The following is a 13,861-nucleotide window of genomic DNA, read 5'->3' as shown; positions in this document are numbered from 1 at the left end:
TTTCGTCAAAATGCTATGTATGGATCGGGTTAAAAACCGGCTGGAAAACAAAATAGTCCCAAGCGTTTGCTTTGGTGAGCAACGAGGAGGTGAGAAGATGCCAGATTGGATTTGGATCCTGATCGCTCTCGTTGTTGGTGTGATTTTCTTTGGTATCGGGTATTTTATTCGAAAGTCAATCGCCGAGGCCAAGATTTCTAGCGCCGAGCAAGCCGCAAGTCAGATCGTTGACAGTGCGCGTAAAGAAGCAGAAGCGCTCAAGAAAGAAACAGTGGTCGAAGCGAAAGACGAAGTCCACAAGCTCCGTACCGAGGCAGAGAGAGATATTCGCGAACGTCGCAATGAGGTACAGCGTCTTGAAAGACGGCTTGTTCAAAAGGAAGAGTCGTTGGATAAAAAGATAGAAACGCTGGAGCGCAAAGAAGAACAAGTAGCCAACAAAGAGAAACGGATCGAGGAGACGCAAGAACAGATCGATTCTCTCTACAAGCAGCAGCTTAGTGAGCTTGAGCGTATTTCGAACTTGACGATGGATGAGGCCAAACAGATCATCCTGAACAATGTCGAATTGGAAGTTCGTCATGAAACAGCGCAAATGATTAAAGAAATTGAACAACAAGCAAAAGAGGAAGCCGATAAGAAAGCCCGCAATATCATTTCGCTTGCGATTCAACGCTGCGCAGCAGATCATGTGGCGGAAACAACTGTATCCGTCGTTACACTGCCTAATGAAGAAATGAAAGGCCGCATTATCGGGCGTGAAGGCCGCAATATTCGTGCCCTGGAAACGTTGACCGGTATCGATCTCATAATTGACGATACACCGGAAGCGGTCATCTTGTCCGGATTTGATCCGATACGCCGCGAGATTGCCCGGACATCGCTTGAGAAGCTGGTTGCAGATGGACGAATCCATCCAGCCCGCATCGAAGAGATGGTCGAGAAATCGCGTAAGGAAGTGGATGAACGAATCCGCGAATACGGGGAGCAGGCTACCTTTGAGGTTGGCGTGCATGGCTTACATCCGGACTTGATCAAAATTTTGGGCCGATTGAAATATCGGACGAGTTATGGTCAAAACGTATTGAAGCATTCCATGGAAGTCGCCTATTTGACAGGACTTATGGCAGCGGAGCTAGGGGAAGATATCACGCTCGCCAAACGTTCCGGATTGCTTCATGACATCGGTAAAGCACTCGATCATGAAGTGGAAGGCTCTCATGTGGAAATTGGCGTTGAGCTGGCCAAGAAATATAAGGAACATCCCGTTGTTATCAACAGTATTGCATCCCATCACGGCGATTGTGAAGCGACATCGGTTATTGCGATGCTGGTTGGAGCTGCAGATGCTCTGTCCGCTGCAAGACCGGGAGCAAGACGTGAAACGCTCGAAACGTACATCAAGCGTCTGGAGAAGCTTGAGGGCATCTCAGAATCGTTTGAAGGCGTTGAGAAGTCGTATGCTATACAAGCAGGACGCGAGGTTCGCGTCATGGTTCAACCGGACAAGATTGATGATACCGAAGCATTCCGCTTGGCGCGTGATATTACGAAGAAAATTGAGAGTGAGCTCGATTATCCGGGTCATATCAAAGTGACAGTCATTCGCGAAACGCGTGCAGTCGAGTATGCCAAATAACAAAATCAGAAAGAAACTGGAAAAGTGGCTGCTTGTCGGCCACTTTTCTAGTCTATATAAGCGAGGTTATGAGATGAACGTCTTATTTATCGGTGATATCGTCGGCAGCGTCGGCCGCACTGCGGTCAAAAAAATACTGCCGTCGCTCAAGAGCAAATATAATCCCCATATCATCATCGCAAATGGTGAGAATGCAGCAGCAGGAAGAGGAATCACAGCCGCGATTGTTAAGGAATTATTGGATGCAGGCGTTCATGGCATCACCATGGGGAACCACACATGGGACAACAAAGATATATTTGAATGGATCGATGATCAGCCGCGTATCATCCGTCCCGCCAATTTTGCTGATGAGGCTCCTGGCAAAGGGGCAGCGATTATAAAAGCGAATGGCAAGGAGCTCGCGATTATTAATCTTCAAGGCCGGGCCTTCCTGCCTCCGATTGATTGTCCATTCCGCAAGGCGGATGAGCTGGTGGATCAGATGCGAGCGGAAACCAAATGCATTCTCGTAGATTTTCATGCGGAAGCGACCTCGGAGAAAATTGCCATGGGCTGGTATCTGGATGGCAGAGCTTCTTTTGTTGTAGGTACACATACCCATGTACAAACCAATGATGATAGGATTTTGCCTGGGGGCACTGCATATTTAACCGATGTCGGCATGGTGGGCTCCAAGGAAGGCGTTCTCGGTATGGAACGTGAAGCGGTTATTTACAAATTCAAAACGCAGCTTCCGACCCGGTTCGTCGTGGATGAAGGAGACTGGCATTTTCATGCGGCCCTGATTGATATCGATGAATCTACCGGGCAAGCGAAGCGGATTCAGAAAATACGCATGACCGAGACAGACTTGGCCATGATGTAATCATAGCGGTTTCCAATATGAATCATTGAAAATTCTCATAATTCAGAACATTTTGTAAAGTGTTCGCCAATAAAGAAGGAATTTTATTGCCTCTCTCGAATACTATTTAAATAGTGGTATCCATCCATCATTCCCGAGGAGGTACTTTACATGGACGTAAATGTATTAAAAGTTTCAGCAAAGTCCAATCCTAATTCCGTTGCAGGGGCGTTGGCGGGTGTACTGCGTGAGCGCGGAGCGGCCGAACTGCAAGCCATCGGGGCTGGTGCTTTGAACCAGGCGGTAAAAGCGGTTGCTATTGCCCGTGGATTTGTGGCTCCCAGCGGGGTGGATCTGATCTGCATTCCGGCTTTTACAGACATCGTCATTGATGGAGAAGATCGTACGGCAATCAAGCTTATTGTGGAGCCGCGATAAGGATACTGCCTAAATATTCAATTTGAAACCTGTTTACGGCGTAGACAGGTTTTTTTGCATGCAAATATGGGAAAGCTTGGGAGGAAAGCTTATATGAAAATAATACCCGCCGTTGATTTTCATTGTGATGTGCTGTGGAAGCTGCTTGAAAATGACCGGTTGTCCTTCATAGATAACCCCGATTTGATGCTCGATGTGTCATTGCCAAGATTGCAGCAGGCGGATTCGATCCTCCAGATCTTTGCTATCTATGTCTCCGAGCGCAGCGAGAAAACAATGGTTCCAATCCTGCGAAGCATTGATTTGTTTCATCAAAAGGTGCTCGCGGCACCCGGCATGCGCTTCGTGCGCTCTCCGGAAGATGTGCGGAATTTGCGCAAGGACGGGGTGATCGGCGCTATGCTTTCACTCGAAGGGGCAGATGGACTGCAGGGAGATATGGCTATGCTGCGCATCCTGTTTGAGCTTGGCGTCCGCGCGGCGGGTCTGACTTGGAATAATGCCAACTGGGGTGCTGACGGTGTCATGGAACCCAGGCAGGGGGGGCTAACGGCCAAAGGCAGAGAGTTTGTAGCGGAATGCAACCGATTAGGCATACTGCTGGATGCTTCGCATTTGAGCGAGCGCTCTTTTTGGGATGTGGTGGATGCTTCAGGCAGACCCATTATTGCTTCCCATTCCAACTCCAGGGAGATTTGCAACCATCCTCGCAATTTGTCGGATGATCAGATAAGAGCTCTTATTGCGGTGGACGGATTGATCGGTGTAACTTTTGTGCCGCAGTTCGTGCGTGAAGGCGGCCGCGCTGATATGAATGATGTCCTGCGGCATGTGGAGCGGATATGCGGGCTGGGGGGCGGAAAGCAATTGGTTTTTGGTTCCGATTTTGATGGTATCGATACCCATGTGGCGGGCCTATCGAATCCTGGGGAGCTGGTGAATTTGAAAGAAACGCTGCTGAAACAGTATAATGCAGAGCAAGTTCAAGATTTTTTTGCTGAAAATGCGCTTCGTTTCTTAACGAAACATCTGCCTGCCTGAATAATTATTCGCCATTCGATCTCTTTCCGGTATGGATTCCATCGAAAAGAGTTATATTAGAAAATAGCGTTTACATCTTGCTTTTTAGTACCTGTCATCATACTATTTATGAGACTCTATATAATTTCCATGAACATACAGCATGTATTTCGTTATAATTTGTCGAGAAAGAACGTTCATCAAAAAGAGGAGATGGGCATTTTGATCAGTCAATTGTCTTGGAAGATCGGTGGACAACAAGGGGAAGGCGTTGAAAGTACGGACCGTATTTTCTCTACGGCGCTCAACCGACTTGGCTACTACTTGTACGGGTATCGTCACTTTTCTTCCCGTATTAAGGGCGGGCATACGAATAACAAAATTCGGATCAGCACGAATCCGATTCGGGCGATATCCGATGATTTGGACATTCTGGTCGCGTTCGACCAAGAAAGCATCGATTTGAACGCACATGAACTTCGTGCAGGCGGCGTAGTCGTAGCTGACGCAAAATTCAATCCCGTTCTGCCGGAGGGTACCAACGCCCGTTTGTTTCCTGTACCAATCACATCGATTGCAGAGGATCTTGGCACCTCCCTTATGAAAAATATGGTGGCGTCCGGCGCATCCTGGGCGCTTCTTGGTCTGCCTATCGATGTATTTAATAAAGCGGTGGAAGAGGAGTTCGGACGCAAAGGTCCGGCGATCGTCGAGAAGAACGTGGAGGCGGTCAAGCGCGGCTCGGATTTTGTACTGGATCTGGCCGGTGGTCCGCTGGAGGAATTCCAGCTTGAGCCTGCAGACGGCAAGCAAAAGCTGTTCATGATCGGCAATGAAGGAATCGGACTCGGCGCTTTGGCCGGCGGATGCCGCTTGATGGCTGCTTACCCGATTACCCCCGCTTCGGAAATTATGGAATATTTGATCAAAAAGCTGCCCAAGCTCGGCGGGACTGTTGTCCAAACCGAGGATGAGATTGCAGCAGTAACGATGGCGATCGGAGCCAATTACGCAGGTGTGCGTACAATGACCGCTTCCGCGGGACCTGGCCTGTCGTTGATGATGGAGGCCATCGGCCTTGCGGGCATGACCGAAACGCCGCTCGTTATCGTGGATACCCAGCGCGGCGGACCTTCAACTGGGCTGCCTACGAAACAGGAGCAATCCGACTTGAACGCCATGGTTTACGGAACGCATGGGGAAATTCCGAAGATTGTCATTGCTCCTGCTTCGATAGAGGACTGCTTCTATGACACTATTGAATCCTTCAACTTATCCGAGGAATATCAGGTTCCGGTCATTCTGATGACGGACCTGCAGCTTTCGCTGGGCAAGCAGTCCTGCGAGACGCTTGATCTGGACAAAGTGAAAATCAGCCGCGGCAAGCTTACCCGAGACCTGCCGGAGCTTGAAACCAATCAGTTGTTCAAGCGTTACGAGCTGACGGAAGATGGCGTTTCACCGCGCGTTATTCCAGGCGACAAGAATGGTATCCATCACGTGACTGGCGTTGAGCATGACGAGACCGGGCGTCCATCCGAGAGCGCCGTCAACCGCAAGAAAATGATGGACAAACGACTTTCGAAGCTTGACAATATGCTGATCCGCGATGCGGTCCGGGCTGATGCTCCACATGAGGAAGCAGATCTGCTTGTCATTGGAATGGGTTCCACTGGCGGAACGATAGACGAAGCGCGCACCCGACTGGATAAGGATGGACATACAATCAATCACATTACTATTCGCCAAATCCATCCATTCCCTACCGATCTGGTAAACTCGTACATGCAGAGCGCGAAAAAAGTGGTTGTACTTGAGAATAACGCGACAGCGCAGCTTGCTTCCCAAGTGAAGCTGCACGTCGGTCAAGCCGAAAAAATACACAGCCTGCTGAAATATGACGGCAATCCGTTCCTGCCTTCCGAAGTTTACAAAGCTTGTAAGGAGTTGGTCTAGAGATGGCGACATTCAAAGAGTTCCGTAATAACGTAAAGCCTAACTGGTGTCCCGGCTGCGGCGACTTCTCCGTACAAGCGGCGATTCAGCGTGCGGCAGCGAATGTGGGCCTGGAGCCTGAGAAATTGGCAGTCGTTTCCGGCATCGGCTGTTCCGGCCGGATTTCCGGTTATATCAATGCCTATGGGCTGCATGGGATCCATGGCCGGTCGCTCCCGATCGCGCAGGGTGTGAAGCTTGCCAACCGCGAGCTGACCGTTATTGCCTCAGGCGGCGACGGGGACGGCTTTGCGATTGGTATGGGACATACCGTGCATGCCATTCGCCGCAACCTGGACATTACGTATATTGTTATGGATAACCAAATATACGGTTTGACAAAGGGGCAAACTTCCCCGCGCAGCGCGGAAGGCTTCAAAACCAAGTCAACGCCTGAAGGATCGATCGAGTCGACGCTGTCCCCACTTGAAATTGCAATGTCGGCAGGAGCAACATTCGTAGCCCAATCATTCTCGAGCGATTTGAAGCAGCTGACTGCATTGATAGAAGCAGGCCTGAATCACAAAGGCTTCTCGCTGATCAACGTATTCAGCCCTTGCGTAACGTTCAATAAAGTCAACACCTACGACTGGTTTAAAGAGAATATCGTCAATCTGGAACAGTTTCCTGAATATGATTCTTCCAACCGGATGCTGGCGATGAATAAAATCATGGAGACCGGCGGCATGCTGACCGGCCTGATATATCAGAATAAAGAGCGGAAAGCCTACGATGACCTGATTGTCGGCTTCAAAGAAGAGGGCTTGGCCAACCAGGATCTGACGCTGCCGCAGGATCAATTCGAGAAATTGCTTGCCGAGTTCAAATAAGACGGCGCGGCAGCTTAATGAAGGCATACAACCCACTCGGGCTGTATGCCTTTTATACAAGATAAGCGGATCAATACTTTTTAGATGAATAGGAGAATTCAGCATGAGGACAGTACCTGTAGGTGTTTCCGCCCGGCATATTCATTTATCTCCAGAAGATTTGGTCTTGTTATTCGGCGAGTGTGCCGCGCTTACCGAGTTTAAACCATTGTCACAACCCGGCCAATATGCGGCAAACGAAACCGTTGAGGTCATCGGACCAAAAGGCAGCTTCCCGAAGGTCCGCATACTTGGACCGGTACGCAGGCGAACACAGCTGGAAGTATCGCGTACGGACGCTTTCGCTCTCGGAGTGAATCCGCCGGTGCGGGAATCGGGCAATATTGCCGGATCTGCCGGTATTGTAATTAAAGGTCCGGCGGGGGAAGTGAAGATAGAAGAAGGCGTTATAGTGGCCGCCAGACATATTCATTTTCACACAAACGATGCCGAGCGTTATGGAATAACGGACAAGCAGCGGTTATCCGTGCGATTGCACGGAGAAAGAGGCCTTGTGCTTGACCAGGTGATCGCCCGCGTATCACCGGACTATGCGTTGGATATGCATATTGATACGGATGAAGCCAATGCGGCCGGGGCAAAGACAGGAGATCAGGCGGAAATCATCGGATAAGAAGACTGATGATGGTACGTGAGGGCCCGAATGCGGGTCCTCATTTTTCTTTATAAACAGACGGCAGTTTGATATAATCAGGGAATGGACCGATACAATCAAGCAATTGGTGCACGTATATTGGAAGGAAGTGAAACACAACGTGAGCAAGGAGAGCCAGAACGCTGCGGAGCTGCAATCCGTGAAGAGCGAAAAAGACTACTCCAAATACTTCGATTTCTCAGGCGCCAAAGTCATCAAGGAGACTGAAGGCAAGACGACATACCGGATTAAGGGCCGGGATATTACGATCAACTCTGCGCCAAGCTACAAGAATGAGAAGAGCCGCGGCAAGGAAGAGATTCAGGTGCACTACGATTTTGTTATACCTCCCCAGATTGCCAAGCTTGGTCAAGGAAAGTTTTATTTAATCGCCACCTATGGCTGCCAGATGAATGAGCATGACACGGAAGTGATGAGAGGCTTGTTCGAGGAGATGGGCTATCAGGCGACGGAAGACCGTCAGCAGGCCGATGTAATCCTGCTCAATACCTGTGCGGTAAGAGAGAATGCGGAGGATAAAGTATTCGGCGAGCTTGGTCATTTGAAGCATTTGAAGATTGAGAAGCCAGGGCTGATACTTGGCGTTTGCGGCTGCATGTCCCAGGAGGAATCTGTGGTAGGCCGCATTATGCAGAAGCATCCGTTCGTGGATATCATCTTCGGTACGCATAATATCCATCGGCTGCCGCAGCTGCTGCAGGATGCCATGTTCAGCAAGGAAATGGTCGTCGAAGTGTGGTCCAAGGAAGGCGATATTATCGAGAACCTTCCGAAGAAACGCGAAGGCATGCGGGCCTGGATTAATATCATGTATGGCTGCGATAAATTCTGCACCTACTGTATTGTACCGTATACGCGTGGGAAGGAACGCAGCCGCCGTCCGGAGGATGTAATCGCCGAAGTGCGGGATTTGGCCCGTCAAGGCTTTAAGGAAATAACGCTGCTTGGCCAGAATGTGAATGCCTACGGCAAAGATTTTGAGGATATCCAATACCGATTCGGGGATCTGATGGCGGATATCTCGAAGATCGATATTCCGCGTGTGCGCTTCACGACAAGCCATCCGCGCGACTTTGACGATCATCTGATTGAAGTTCTGGCCGGAGGCGGCAACCTGGTGGAGCATATCCATCTGCCGGTCCAATCGGGCAGTTCGGAAGTCCTGAAGCGGATGAGCCGAAAATATTCGCGGGAGATGTATCTGGAGCTGGTCGGCAAAATCAAACGGGCGATTCCGGATGCCGTGTTAACGACGGATATCATTGTCGGATTTCCCGGCGAGACTGATGAGCAGTTTGAGGATACGCTGTCGCTTGTGAGCGAGGTCGGATTTCATTCCGCCTATACGTTTATTTATTCGCCCCGTGTCGGGACTCCGGCAGCCGACATGGAAGATAATATCCCTATGGAGGTTAAGAAAGCCCGTCTGGCGCGTCTGAACAGTCTGATAGCCGAGCTGAGCCGGGTCAGCCATGAGAGAATGGTCGGCCAACTGGTGGAAGTGCTCGTGGAAGGCGAAAGCAAGAACAATGCCCATGTATTGTCCGGAAGGACGCGCACGAATAAGCTGGTTCATCTGGAAGGGCCCAGGGAATGGATCGGACAGTTCATCCAGGCACGTGTTACCGATTCACAAACCTGGTATATCAAAGCAGAACCGATTATAGAACCGTCTGCGCAAGAAGCGGTGTCATAAGGACAATGGCTGCGCAAAAAATTGAGGAGTTGGAATGAACATGGCTAACGAACAGACAGCAGCAAAACATGAGCATGGACACGAACACGAGCATGATCATGCGCACGGAGAAGGTTATAATGTACCTTCGTTTAATACGGAAGATATAATCGTTCGTAAAGATATTATGCTCAAAACCAAGGAATTGGCCGACATGCTGTATACATCCGAGGAAGTTCAGCATTTCCGCCGCGCAGAGAAGCAGATTCAGGGCAATACGCGCATTCAGGATCTGATTGCGCTGATCAAGAAGAAGCAGAAGGAAATCGTGGCATTTGAAACCACGTTCAAAAATACGGATATGGTCGCCAAGATCGAAAAAGAAATAGAAGTGCTGCAGGATGAGCTGGATGGAATTCCGATTATTACGGAATTTCAGCAAAGCCAGGCGGATATCAATTATCTGCTGCAAACGGTCGTGTCCGTCATTCGTGACACAGTCGCCGAGAAAATCAATGTTGAGGATGCATCGCCTGCCGATGATCCGGAGGAATGTATCGAATAAGAAGGAACACCCGTCCCGATCCCCGCAAAAAAGCTGGCCCGATTCTTATCGGCGCCAGCTTTTCTAAAATATAAAGTTTACCGTGCTTTGCGCCGGGGGAGCAAGCTTTGCAGCGCTGCCGGGATACAGCTGTGTTCCATCGCCGCTTTACCCGCTGCATAGAAGTAAAGCGGCGGTAAAAAAGATAGACAGCCATACTTCCAAAGCTGCAGGCAAGCTGACAGGAAGGCCGCCGTTTGGTAAAATAAAGAAAGCTTTGTTAACAGCCAAAGAATTGCAGCCGTTACGAGATGGAGCAGCTTTTAACGAATGGTTTGATTGGGAGAGCGTTTCCAGATCAAGGTAAGTATAACGGCGCTGAGCGCAAATGCCCCTCCCAGCCAAAATCCGTAATCCCGGCCAAAGCCGTCATTAACAAAGCCGGCAAGAAAAGGTCCTGCGAACATGCCTACGGAATAGACCGCCTGGTAGAATCCCATGGCCGTCGCCCGTTTAGACGGCTCAAACGGCTGTATGGCGAGTCCCAGCAGGAGCGGGAAATGAAGGCCCTGGGCAAAGCCGTTCAGCGCCTGCGTGGCTGCCAGCCACCCCAGTGAAGGCGAGTATGCGATGGCGACCGTGAATACCGCGCTGAGTGCGAATCCGGCTGCAGCAACATTCCAGGTTCCGAAGCGGGGCGCAATAATTCGTCCGCTTAGCAGGGATGTGATTGCATGCGGCACCATGAACGCAATAACGATAATCGTGAGTTGGCCGCTTGTCGCTCCCAGCGAGGTCGCTTTCAGCGGCGTGAAGCCAAACATGGTAATAAACAGCACGCTGTGCGCCAGAATAGATAGTATGGATACCTGCAGCAGGGTCGGATTCCGAACGATCTCCCGCAAGTATTTGAGCGATATCGGGGCACGGGCGACACCGCCCTGCGGCTCTTTTACCGCAAAGGTCAGAATCAAACCCAAGAGCCCAAGTCCCACACCTGTAATAAAAGCCGCATTCCAGTTGTAAGCGCCAGCCAGCCAACCGCTTAGCGTCATTCCGATCAATTGACCGATGACCGTCAGGAAGCTGATGTTGCTCATCGCTTTGGTCGCTTCATTAGCGGAGAAGTAGGCGGCATAGAGCACTGTAAAGGCAACCCAGGCGGATGCGCATACGCCGGACATGATCCTTCCAGCCAGCGGCCACATCCATGAACCCGGAATCATAAACAAGAGACAGCTGAGGGCTCCGCTCAACAGACCCAGCATCATGAAGGGCTTGCGCTTGTGCATCTTGTCCGACAACAATCCCAGCGGGAAACGGATGAACATCTGCGTAAAACCATAACTCCCGAGCACGACACCGATCAGGATGTCCGAATAGCCGCCTTCCTTCATAAAAGGTGTCAATATAGGAACATAAACATACAGAGTCGACCAATAAAGTAATGTAACGGCGATAAAGACAGCATGATCAAACCGGCTTAAGGCCATGCTGGTCCGGCTCAGGCGGGCGGCAGTTTCAACTTGCAAGCTGTTTCACTCCTTGGCATAGTGGGTTTTGTCTCTATACTCTATCGCATGCCGCTTAGGAGGAGCAATCCTTTTTTTATTGAAGATTTGGATGTGCAAAGCAACTAATTACCAGGTTCAATCGTATTAATGACAGATGCTTAGCCTGGATATCCTTGAAGGACAGAGAGGAGAATGGAAGTTGAAAGTGGAGCCGGAGCAGCCAAGGACCAGGAAATGGGTACGCGAGGTCAGAGACTGGTTATTATCATTAACGATTGCAGTGGTCGCAGCACTTCTCATTCAGAATTATGCATTTGCCCAAACCGAGGTTAGAAATGTTTCCATGCAGCATACCCTTTTTGAAGGGCAGCGGCTGATCGAGGACAAATTGTCCTATCATTTTGATCAGCCTAACCGTGGTGATATTGTCATTATTTCGGGACCTGAAAGCGATAAAAGACTGGTTAAACGGGTCATCGGACTGCCAGGGGACATGCTCGATATCAAGGATGGACACGTTCTTATTAATGGAACCGTGCTGGAAGAGCCTTATGTAAAAGGGTTGACATTCAGCAACGGGTTGAGTATCCCCTATACCGTTCCGGACAAAAAAGTATTCGTGATGGGCGATAATCGCGAGAACAGCCAGGACAGCCGGGAGCTCGGCCCCATCTCCATATCAAGCCTGGAGGGCAGAGCGGTGTTCCGCTTGTGGCCGCTTAATAAATTCGGACTGCTGAATTGATTTTTGAAAAAAGGGGGTAGACGATGCCTTTTACTTTCGCGCATCCGTTATATGCAGCACCGCTGCACCGCATTGCCCCGAAATGGCTAAGTGTGACTGGACTTGTGCTTGGCAGTATGGCGCCTGATATGGAGTATTTTATTGCCATGGAGCCGTATCGTACCATCGGTCATTCCCTGAAAGGGTTTTTGCTGCTCGGAATGCCGTTGTCAATCGCGCTTGCTTTTGTATTTCATTTGGTCGTCAAGCCTGTTCTGCCAAAGTTTATGCCTGCCCGGGGAGGCCTTGATCATTTCGTTCAAAGCATGCTCAAGGATTGGCGTGTCCGTTCTTTTCGTGAATGGTCGGTCCTTCTCGTGTCGCTGTTTATCGGCTTCCTGACCCATATTTTCATGGACGGCTGGACGCACACAGGAGGGTTTGTCAGTGATTTCCCTGCTCTGCGGACCATAATAGCGGGTAAAGGCGTTTACTCATGGCTGCAGTATGGATTTTCTGTTCTGGGGCTGCTTGTTCCGGCGCTGGTGCTGCTCCGGCGTTATTTCGTATGGTTAAGGTCCGTTTCCCTCATCACTTTGCAGCCTCTCGCCATCCCCATGACGCGCAAATTACTATGGGGTTGTGCGGTGGCCCTTGGGGCTCTTCTGTTTCTGGCCAAGGGGCTGTCCGCCGATAATCTTGATTGGGTCGGGGTATGGATCGTGGCTCCCATGTCAGCGATGCTGTTCGGCTGGTTTGCCTCCTCGCTGCTGTATATCGCGGCCAGAAACAACCGGATCATCGCTGCTGTTGCATCACTTGTGCTTATCGGAATCACGATTCTTTCCTATAAAGCGGCCCAGGTATGGCTGGAGCATCGGCTGATGGCCAGCCGTACCATCCTGGATTGGCGGCATGTTCAGAATGAACAGCAGGTTATCTGGTTTTGCTTTTACCTGGCCTGGGCAGTTCTGCTGATTATATCCTGCATGTTATGTGTAAGGGCCAACGGCAAGAACGGTGACCAAGGAAAAGCCTTGAAACAAAGGGTAACCTTTCCCGGGAAGTACTAGACATTCGACTGACGTTTCACGAATAGAATAGAGCTTGTGCGGGCACTCTACTTTCCAAATAGTGGAGGTGTCCTTTTATGAAAAAAACAATGATTCTAACAGCGGCTCTGCTGATTCTGACGGTCTGCCGTACGCATGCGGCTTCAGCTGAACCCGATTATGCCAAATGGGGAAGACTTGCGGTGAAGGAAACAATCAAACGGTATCATGCCGATATAGTGGACTATAAGCATTTGGGAAGACGAACCGAGCAGGCAGGCGTTCTCTCCGAATCTTTCCGTTTAATTGTTGATAAAGGCAACCGGAAGCTAGGTGTAAAGGTGAGCATCTGGTTCGATCGCAAGACCGAGAAAGTTATTATGATCCGGTTTACGGAGGATGGCAAGCCTGCCAAGCAGGCCGCTCATTATAAAATAATTTGAGCCTGGGAGAGTGAAGAATGATATTCACAACAACGCCGACGATTGAAGGAAAGCCGATTCAGGATTATTTGGGTGTCGTAACTGGCGAAGCCATTATGGGAGCCAACATCATGCGCGACTTGTTCGCATCCATTACCGATATTGTCGGGGGGCGCTCAGGAGCATATGAAACCAAACTGAAGGAAGCGCGCGATGTAGCCTTCAGCGAAATGTCCGCTAATGCCTCGCGTATGGGAGCCAATGCGATTGTCGGGATTGATATCGATTATGAGGTGGTCCGTGAAGGAATGCTCATGGTTGCCGTGAGCGGCACGGCAGTCCGTGTGTAGTATTGGATAAATAGAATACCCGATCAAGCATCTGCCTTTTCTGGCGGGTGCTTTTTTTTTGATCACAGCCGTTTCTTTCGATTTGAGGCGTAATGC

At 50.1% G+C, this 13,861-nt stretch carries 14 protein-coding genes; 13 read left to right on the top strand and 1 reads right to left on the bottom strand.

Translation table 11 applies throughout. The features are described 5' to 3' along the window. The first annotated feature begins 97 nt into the window (after positions 1-97). The 9 genes from rny (at position 98) to ACFOLF_RS04265 (ending at position 9,724) form a co-directional block, all read left to right on the top strand. Complete coding sequence (gene rny / locus ACFOLF_RS04305) at positions 98-1,639, top strand: ribonuclease Y (RefSeq protein WP_210041075.1); 1,542 nt, start codon at positions 98-100, stop codon at positions 1,637-1,639. Between the two features lie 73 nt (positions 1,640-1,712). Next, complete coding sequence (locus tag ACFOLF_RS04300) at positions 1,713-2,507, top strand: TIGR00282 family metallophosphoesterase (protein WP_210041073.1); 795 nt, start codon at positions 1,713-1,715, stop codon at positions 2,505-2,507. A 150-nt stretch (positions 2,508-2,657) separates the two neighbouring features. After that, positions 2,658-2,924 carry a stage V sporulation protein S gene (locus ACFOLF_RS04295; protein WP_188992461.1) on the top strand — a complete coding sequence of 89 codons (267 nt, stop codon included), beginning with the start codon at positions 2,658-2,660 and terminating at the stop codon, positions 2,922-2,924. A gap of 93 nt (positions 2,925-3,017) precedes the next feature. Then, on the top strand, positions 3,018-3,965 hold the full coding sequence (locus ACFOLF_RS04290) for a dipeptidase (protein ID WP_210041071.1): 948 nt from the start codon (positions 3,018-3,020) through the stop codon (positions 3,963-3,965). A gap of 201 nt (positions 3,966-4,166) precedes the next feature. Further along, the gene (locus tag ACFOLF_RS04285) at positions 4,167-5,900 is read left to right on the top strand and encodes a 2-oxoacid:acceptor oxidoreductase subunit alpha (protein ID WP_210041065.1); all 1,734 of its coding nucleotides are present in this window, start codon (positions 4,167-4,169) and stop codon (positions 5,898-5,900) included. A gap of 2 nt (positions 5,901-5,902) precedes the next feature. After that, positions 5,903-6,769, top strand: coding sequence for a 2-oxoacid:ferredoxin oxidoreductase subunit beta (locus tag ACFOLF_RS04280; RefSeq protein WP_210041063.1), 867 nt, complete (start codon positions 5,903-5,905; stop codon positions 6,767-6,769). 103 nt (positions 6,770-6,872) lie between these two features. Continuing rightward, positions 6,873-7,442 carry a phosphate propanoyltransferase gene (locus tag ACFOLF_RS04275; RefSeq protein WP_210041061.1) on the top strand — a complete coding sequence of 190 codons (570 nt, stop codon included), beginning with the start codon at positions 6,873-6,875 and terminating at the stop codon, positions 7,440-7,442. Positions 7,443-7,584: 142 nt separating this feature from the next. Beyond that, entirely contained in the window at positions 7,585-9,180 is a 1,596-nt protein-coding gene (gene miaB, locus ACFOLF_RS04270) for a tRNA (N6-isopentenyl adenosine(37)-C2)-methylthiotransferase MiaB (protein WP_210041059.1), read from the top strand. Between the two features lie 40 nt (positions 9,181-9,220). Continuing rightward, positions 9,221-9,724, top strand: coding sequence for a RicAFT regulatory complex protein RicA family protein (locus tag ACFOLF_RS04265; protein ID WP_210041057.1), 504 nt, complete (start codon positions 9,221-9,223; stop codon positions 9,722-9,724). Positions 9,725-10,026: 302 nt separating this feature from the next. On the opposite strand, the gene ACFOLF_RS04260 is transcribed toward ACFOLF_RS04265, so the two are convergent. After that, positions 10,027-11,235 (bottom strand): MFS transporter, encoded by a 1,209-nt coding sequence (locus tag ACFOLF_RS04260; protein ID WP_379112713.1) that lies wholly within the window; start codon positions 11,233-11,235, stop codon positions 10,027-10,029. Positions 11,236-11,422: 187 nt separating this feature from the next. Between ACFOLF_RS04260 and lepB the strand changes: the two genes are divergently transcribed. The 4 genes from lepB (at position 11,423) to ACFOLF_RS04240 (ending at position 13,765) form a co-directional block, all read left to right on the top strand. Continuing rightward, positions 11,423-11,962 (top strand): signal peptidase I, encoded by a 540-nt coding sequence (gene lepB / locus ACFOLF_RS04255; RefSeq protein WP_379112722.1) that lies wholly within the window; start codon positions 11,423-11,425, stop codon positions 11,960-11,962. Between the two features lie 23 nt (positions 11,963-11,985). After that, positions 11,986-13,014 (top strand): DUF4184 family protein, encoded by a 1,029-nt coding sequence (locus ACFOLF_RS04250; RefSeq protein ID WP_210041053.1) that lies wholly within the window; start codon positions 11,986-11,988, stop codon positions 13,012-13,014. 77 nt (positions 13,015-13,091) lie between these two features. Further along, positions 13,092-13,436, top strand: coding sequence for a DUF3889 domain-containing protein (locus ACFOLF_RS04245; RefSeq protein WP_210041051.1), 345 nt, complete (start codon positions 13,092-13,094; stop codon positions 13,434-13,436). Positions 13,437-13,453: 17 nt separating this feature from the next. After that, positions 13,454-13,765 carry a heavy metal-binding domain-containing protein gene (locus ACFOLF_RS04240; protein WP_210041049.1) on the top strand — a complete coding sequence of 104 codons (312 nt, stop codon included), beginning with the start codon at positions 13,454-13,456 and terminating at the stop codon, positions 13,763-13,765. Positions 13,766-13,861: the final 96 nt, after the last annotated feature.

Source organism: Paenibacillus sepulcri, assembly GCF_042647105.1.
Lineage (GTDB): Bacteria > Bacillota > Bacilli > Paenibacillales > Paenibacillaceae > Paenibacillus_Z > Paenibacillus_Z sepulcri.
The sequence above is the reverse complement of the archived record's forward strand: the minus strand, read 5'-3'. Positions and strand labels throughout refer to the sequence as shown.

What these genes read in the sequence shown, in the direction of transcription:
- rny (WP_210041075.1), top strand. Translation starts at nt 98, where the DNA reads ATGCCAGATTGGATTTGGATCCTGATCGCTCTCGTTGTTGGTGTGATT.
- ACFOLF_RS04300 (WP_210041073.1), top strand. Translation starts at nt 1,713, where the DNA reads ATGAACGTCTTATTTATCGGTGATATCGTCGGCAGCGTCGGCCGCACT.
- ACFOLF_RS04295 (WP_188992461.1), top strand. Translation starts at nt 2,658, where the DNA reads ATGGACGTAAATGTATTAAAAGTTTCAGCAAAGTCCAATCCTAATTCC.
- ACFOLF_RS04290 (WP_210041071.1), top strand. Translation starts at nt 3,018, where the DNA reads ATGAAAATAATACCCGCCGTTGATTTTCATTGTGATGTGCTGTGGAAG.
- ACFOLF_RS04280 (WP_210041063.1), top strand. Translation starts at nt 5,903, where the DNA reads ATGGCGACATTCAAAGAGTTCCGTAATAACGTAAAGCCTAACTGGTGT.
- ACFOLF_RS04275 (WP_210041061.1), top strand. Translation starts at nt 6,873, where the DNA reads ATGAGGACAGTACCTGTAGGTGTTTCCGCCCGGCATATTCATTTATCT.
- ACFOLF_RS04265 (WP_210041057.1), top strand. Translation starts at nt 9,221, where the DNA reads ATGGCTAACGAACAGACAGCAGCAAAACATGAGCATGGACACGAACAC.
- ACFOLF_RS04250 (WP_210041053.1), top strand. Translation starts at nt 11,986, where the DNA reads ATGCCTTTTACTTTCGCGCATCCGTTATATGCAGCACCGCTGCACCGC.
- ACFOLF_RS04245 (WP_210041051.1), top strand. Translation starts at nt 13,092, where the DNA reads ATGAAAAAAACAATGATTCTAACAGCGGCTCTGCTGATTCTGACGGTC.
- ACFOLF_RS04240 (WP_210041049.1), top strand. Translation starts at nt 13,454, where the DNA reads ATGATATTCACAACAACGCCGACGATTGAAGGAAAGCCGATTCAGGAT.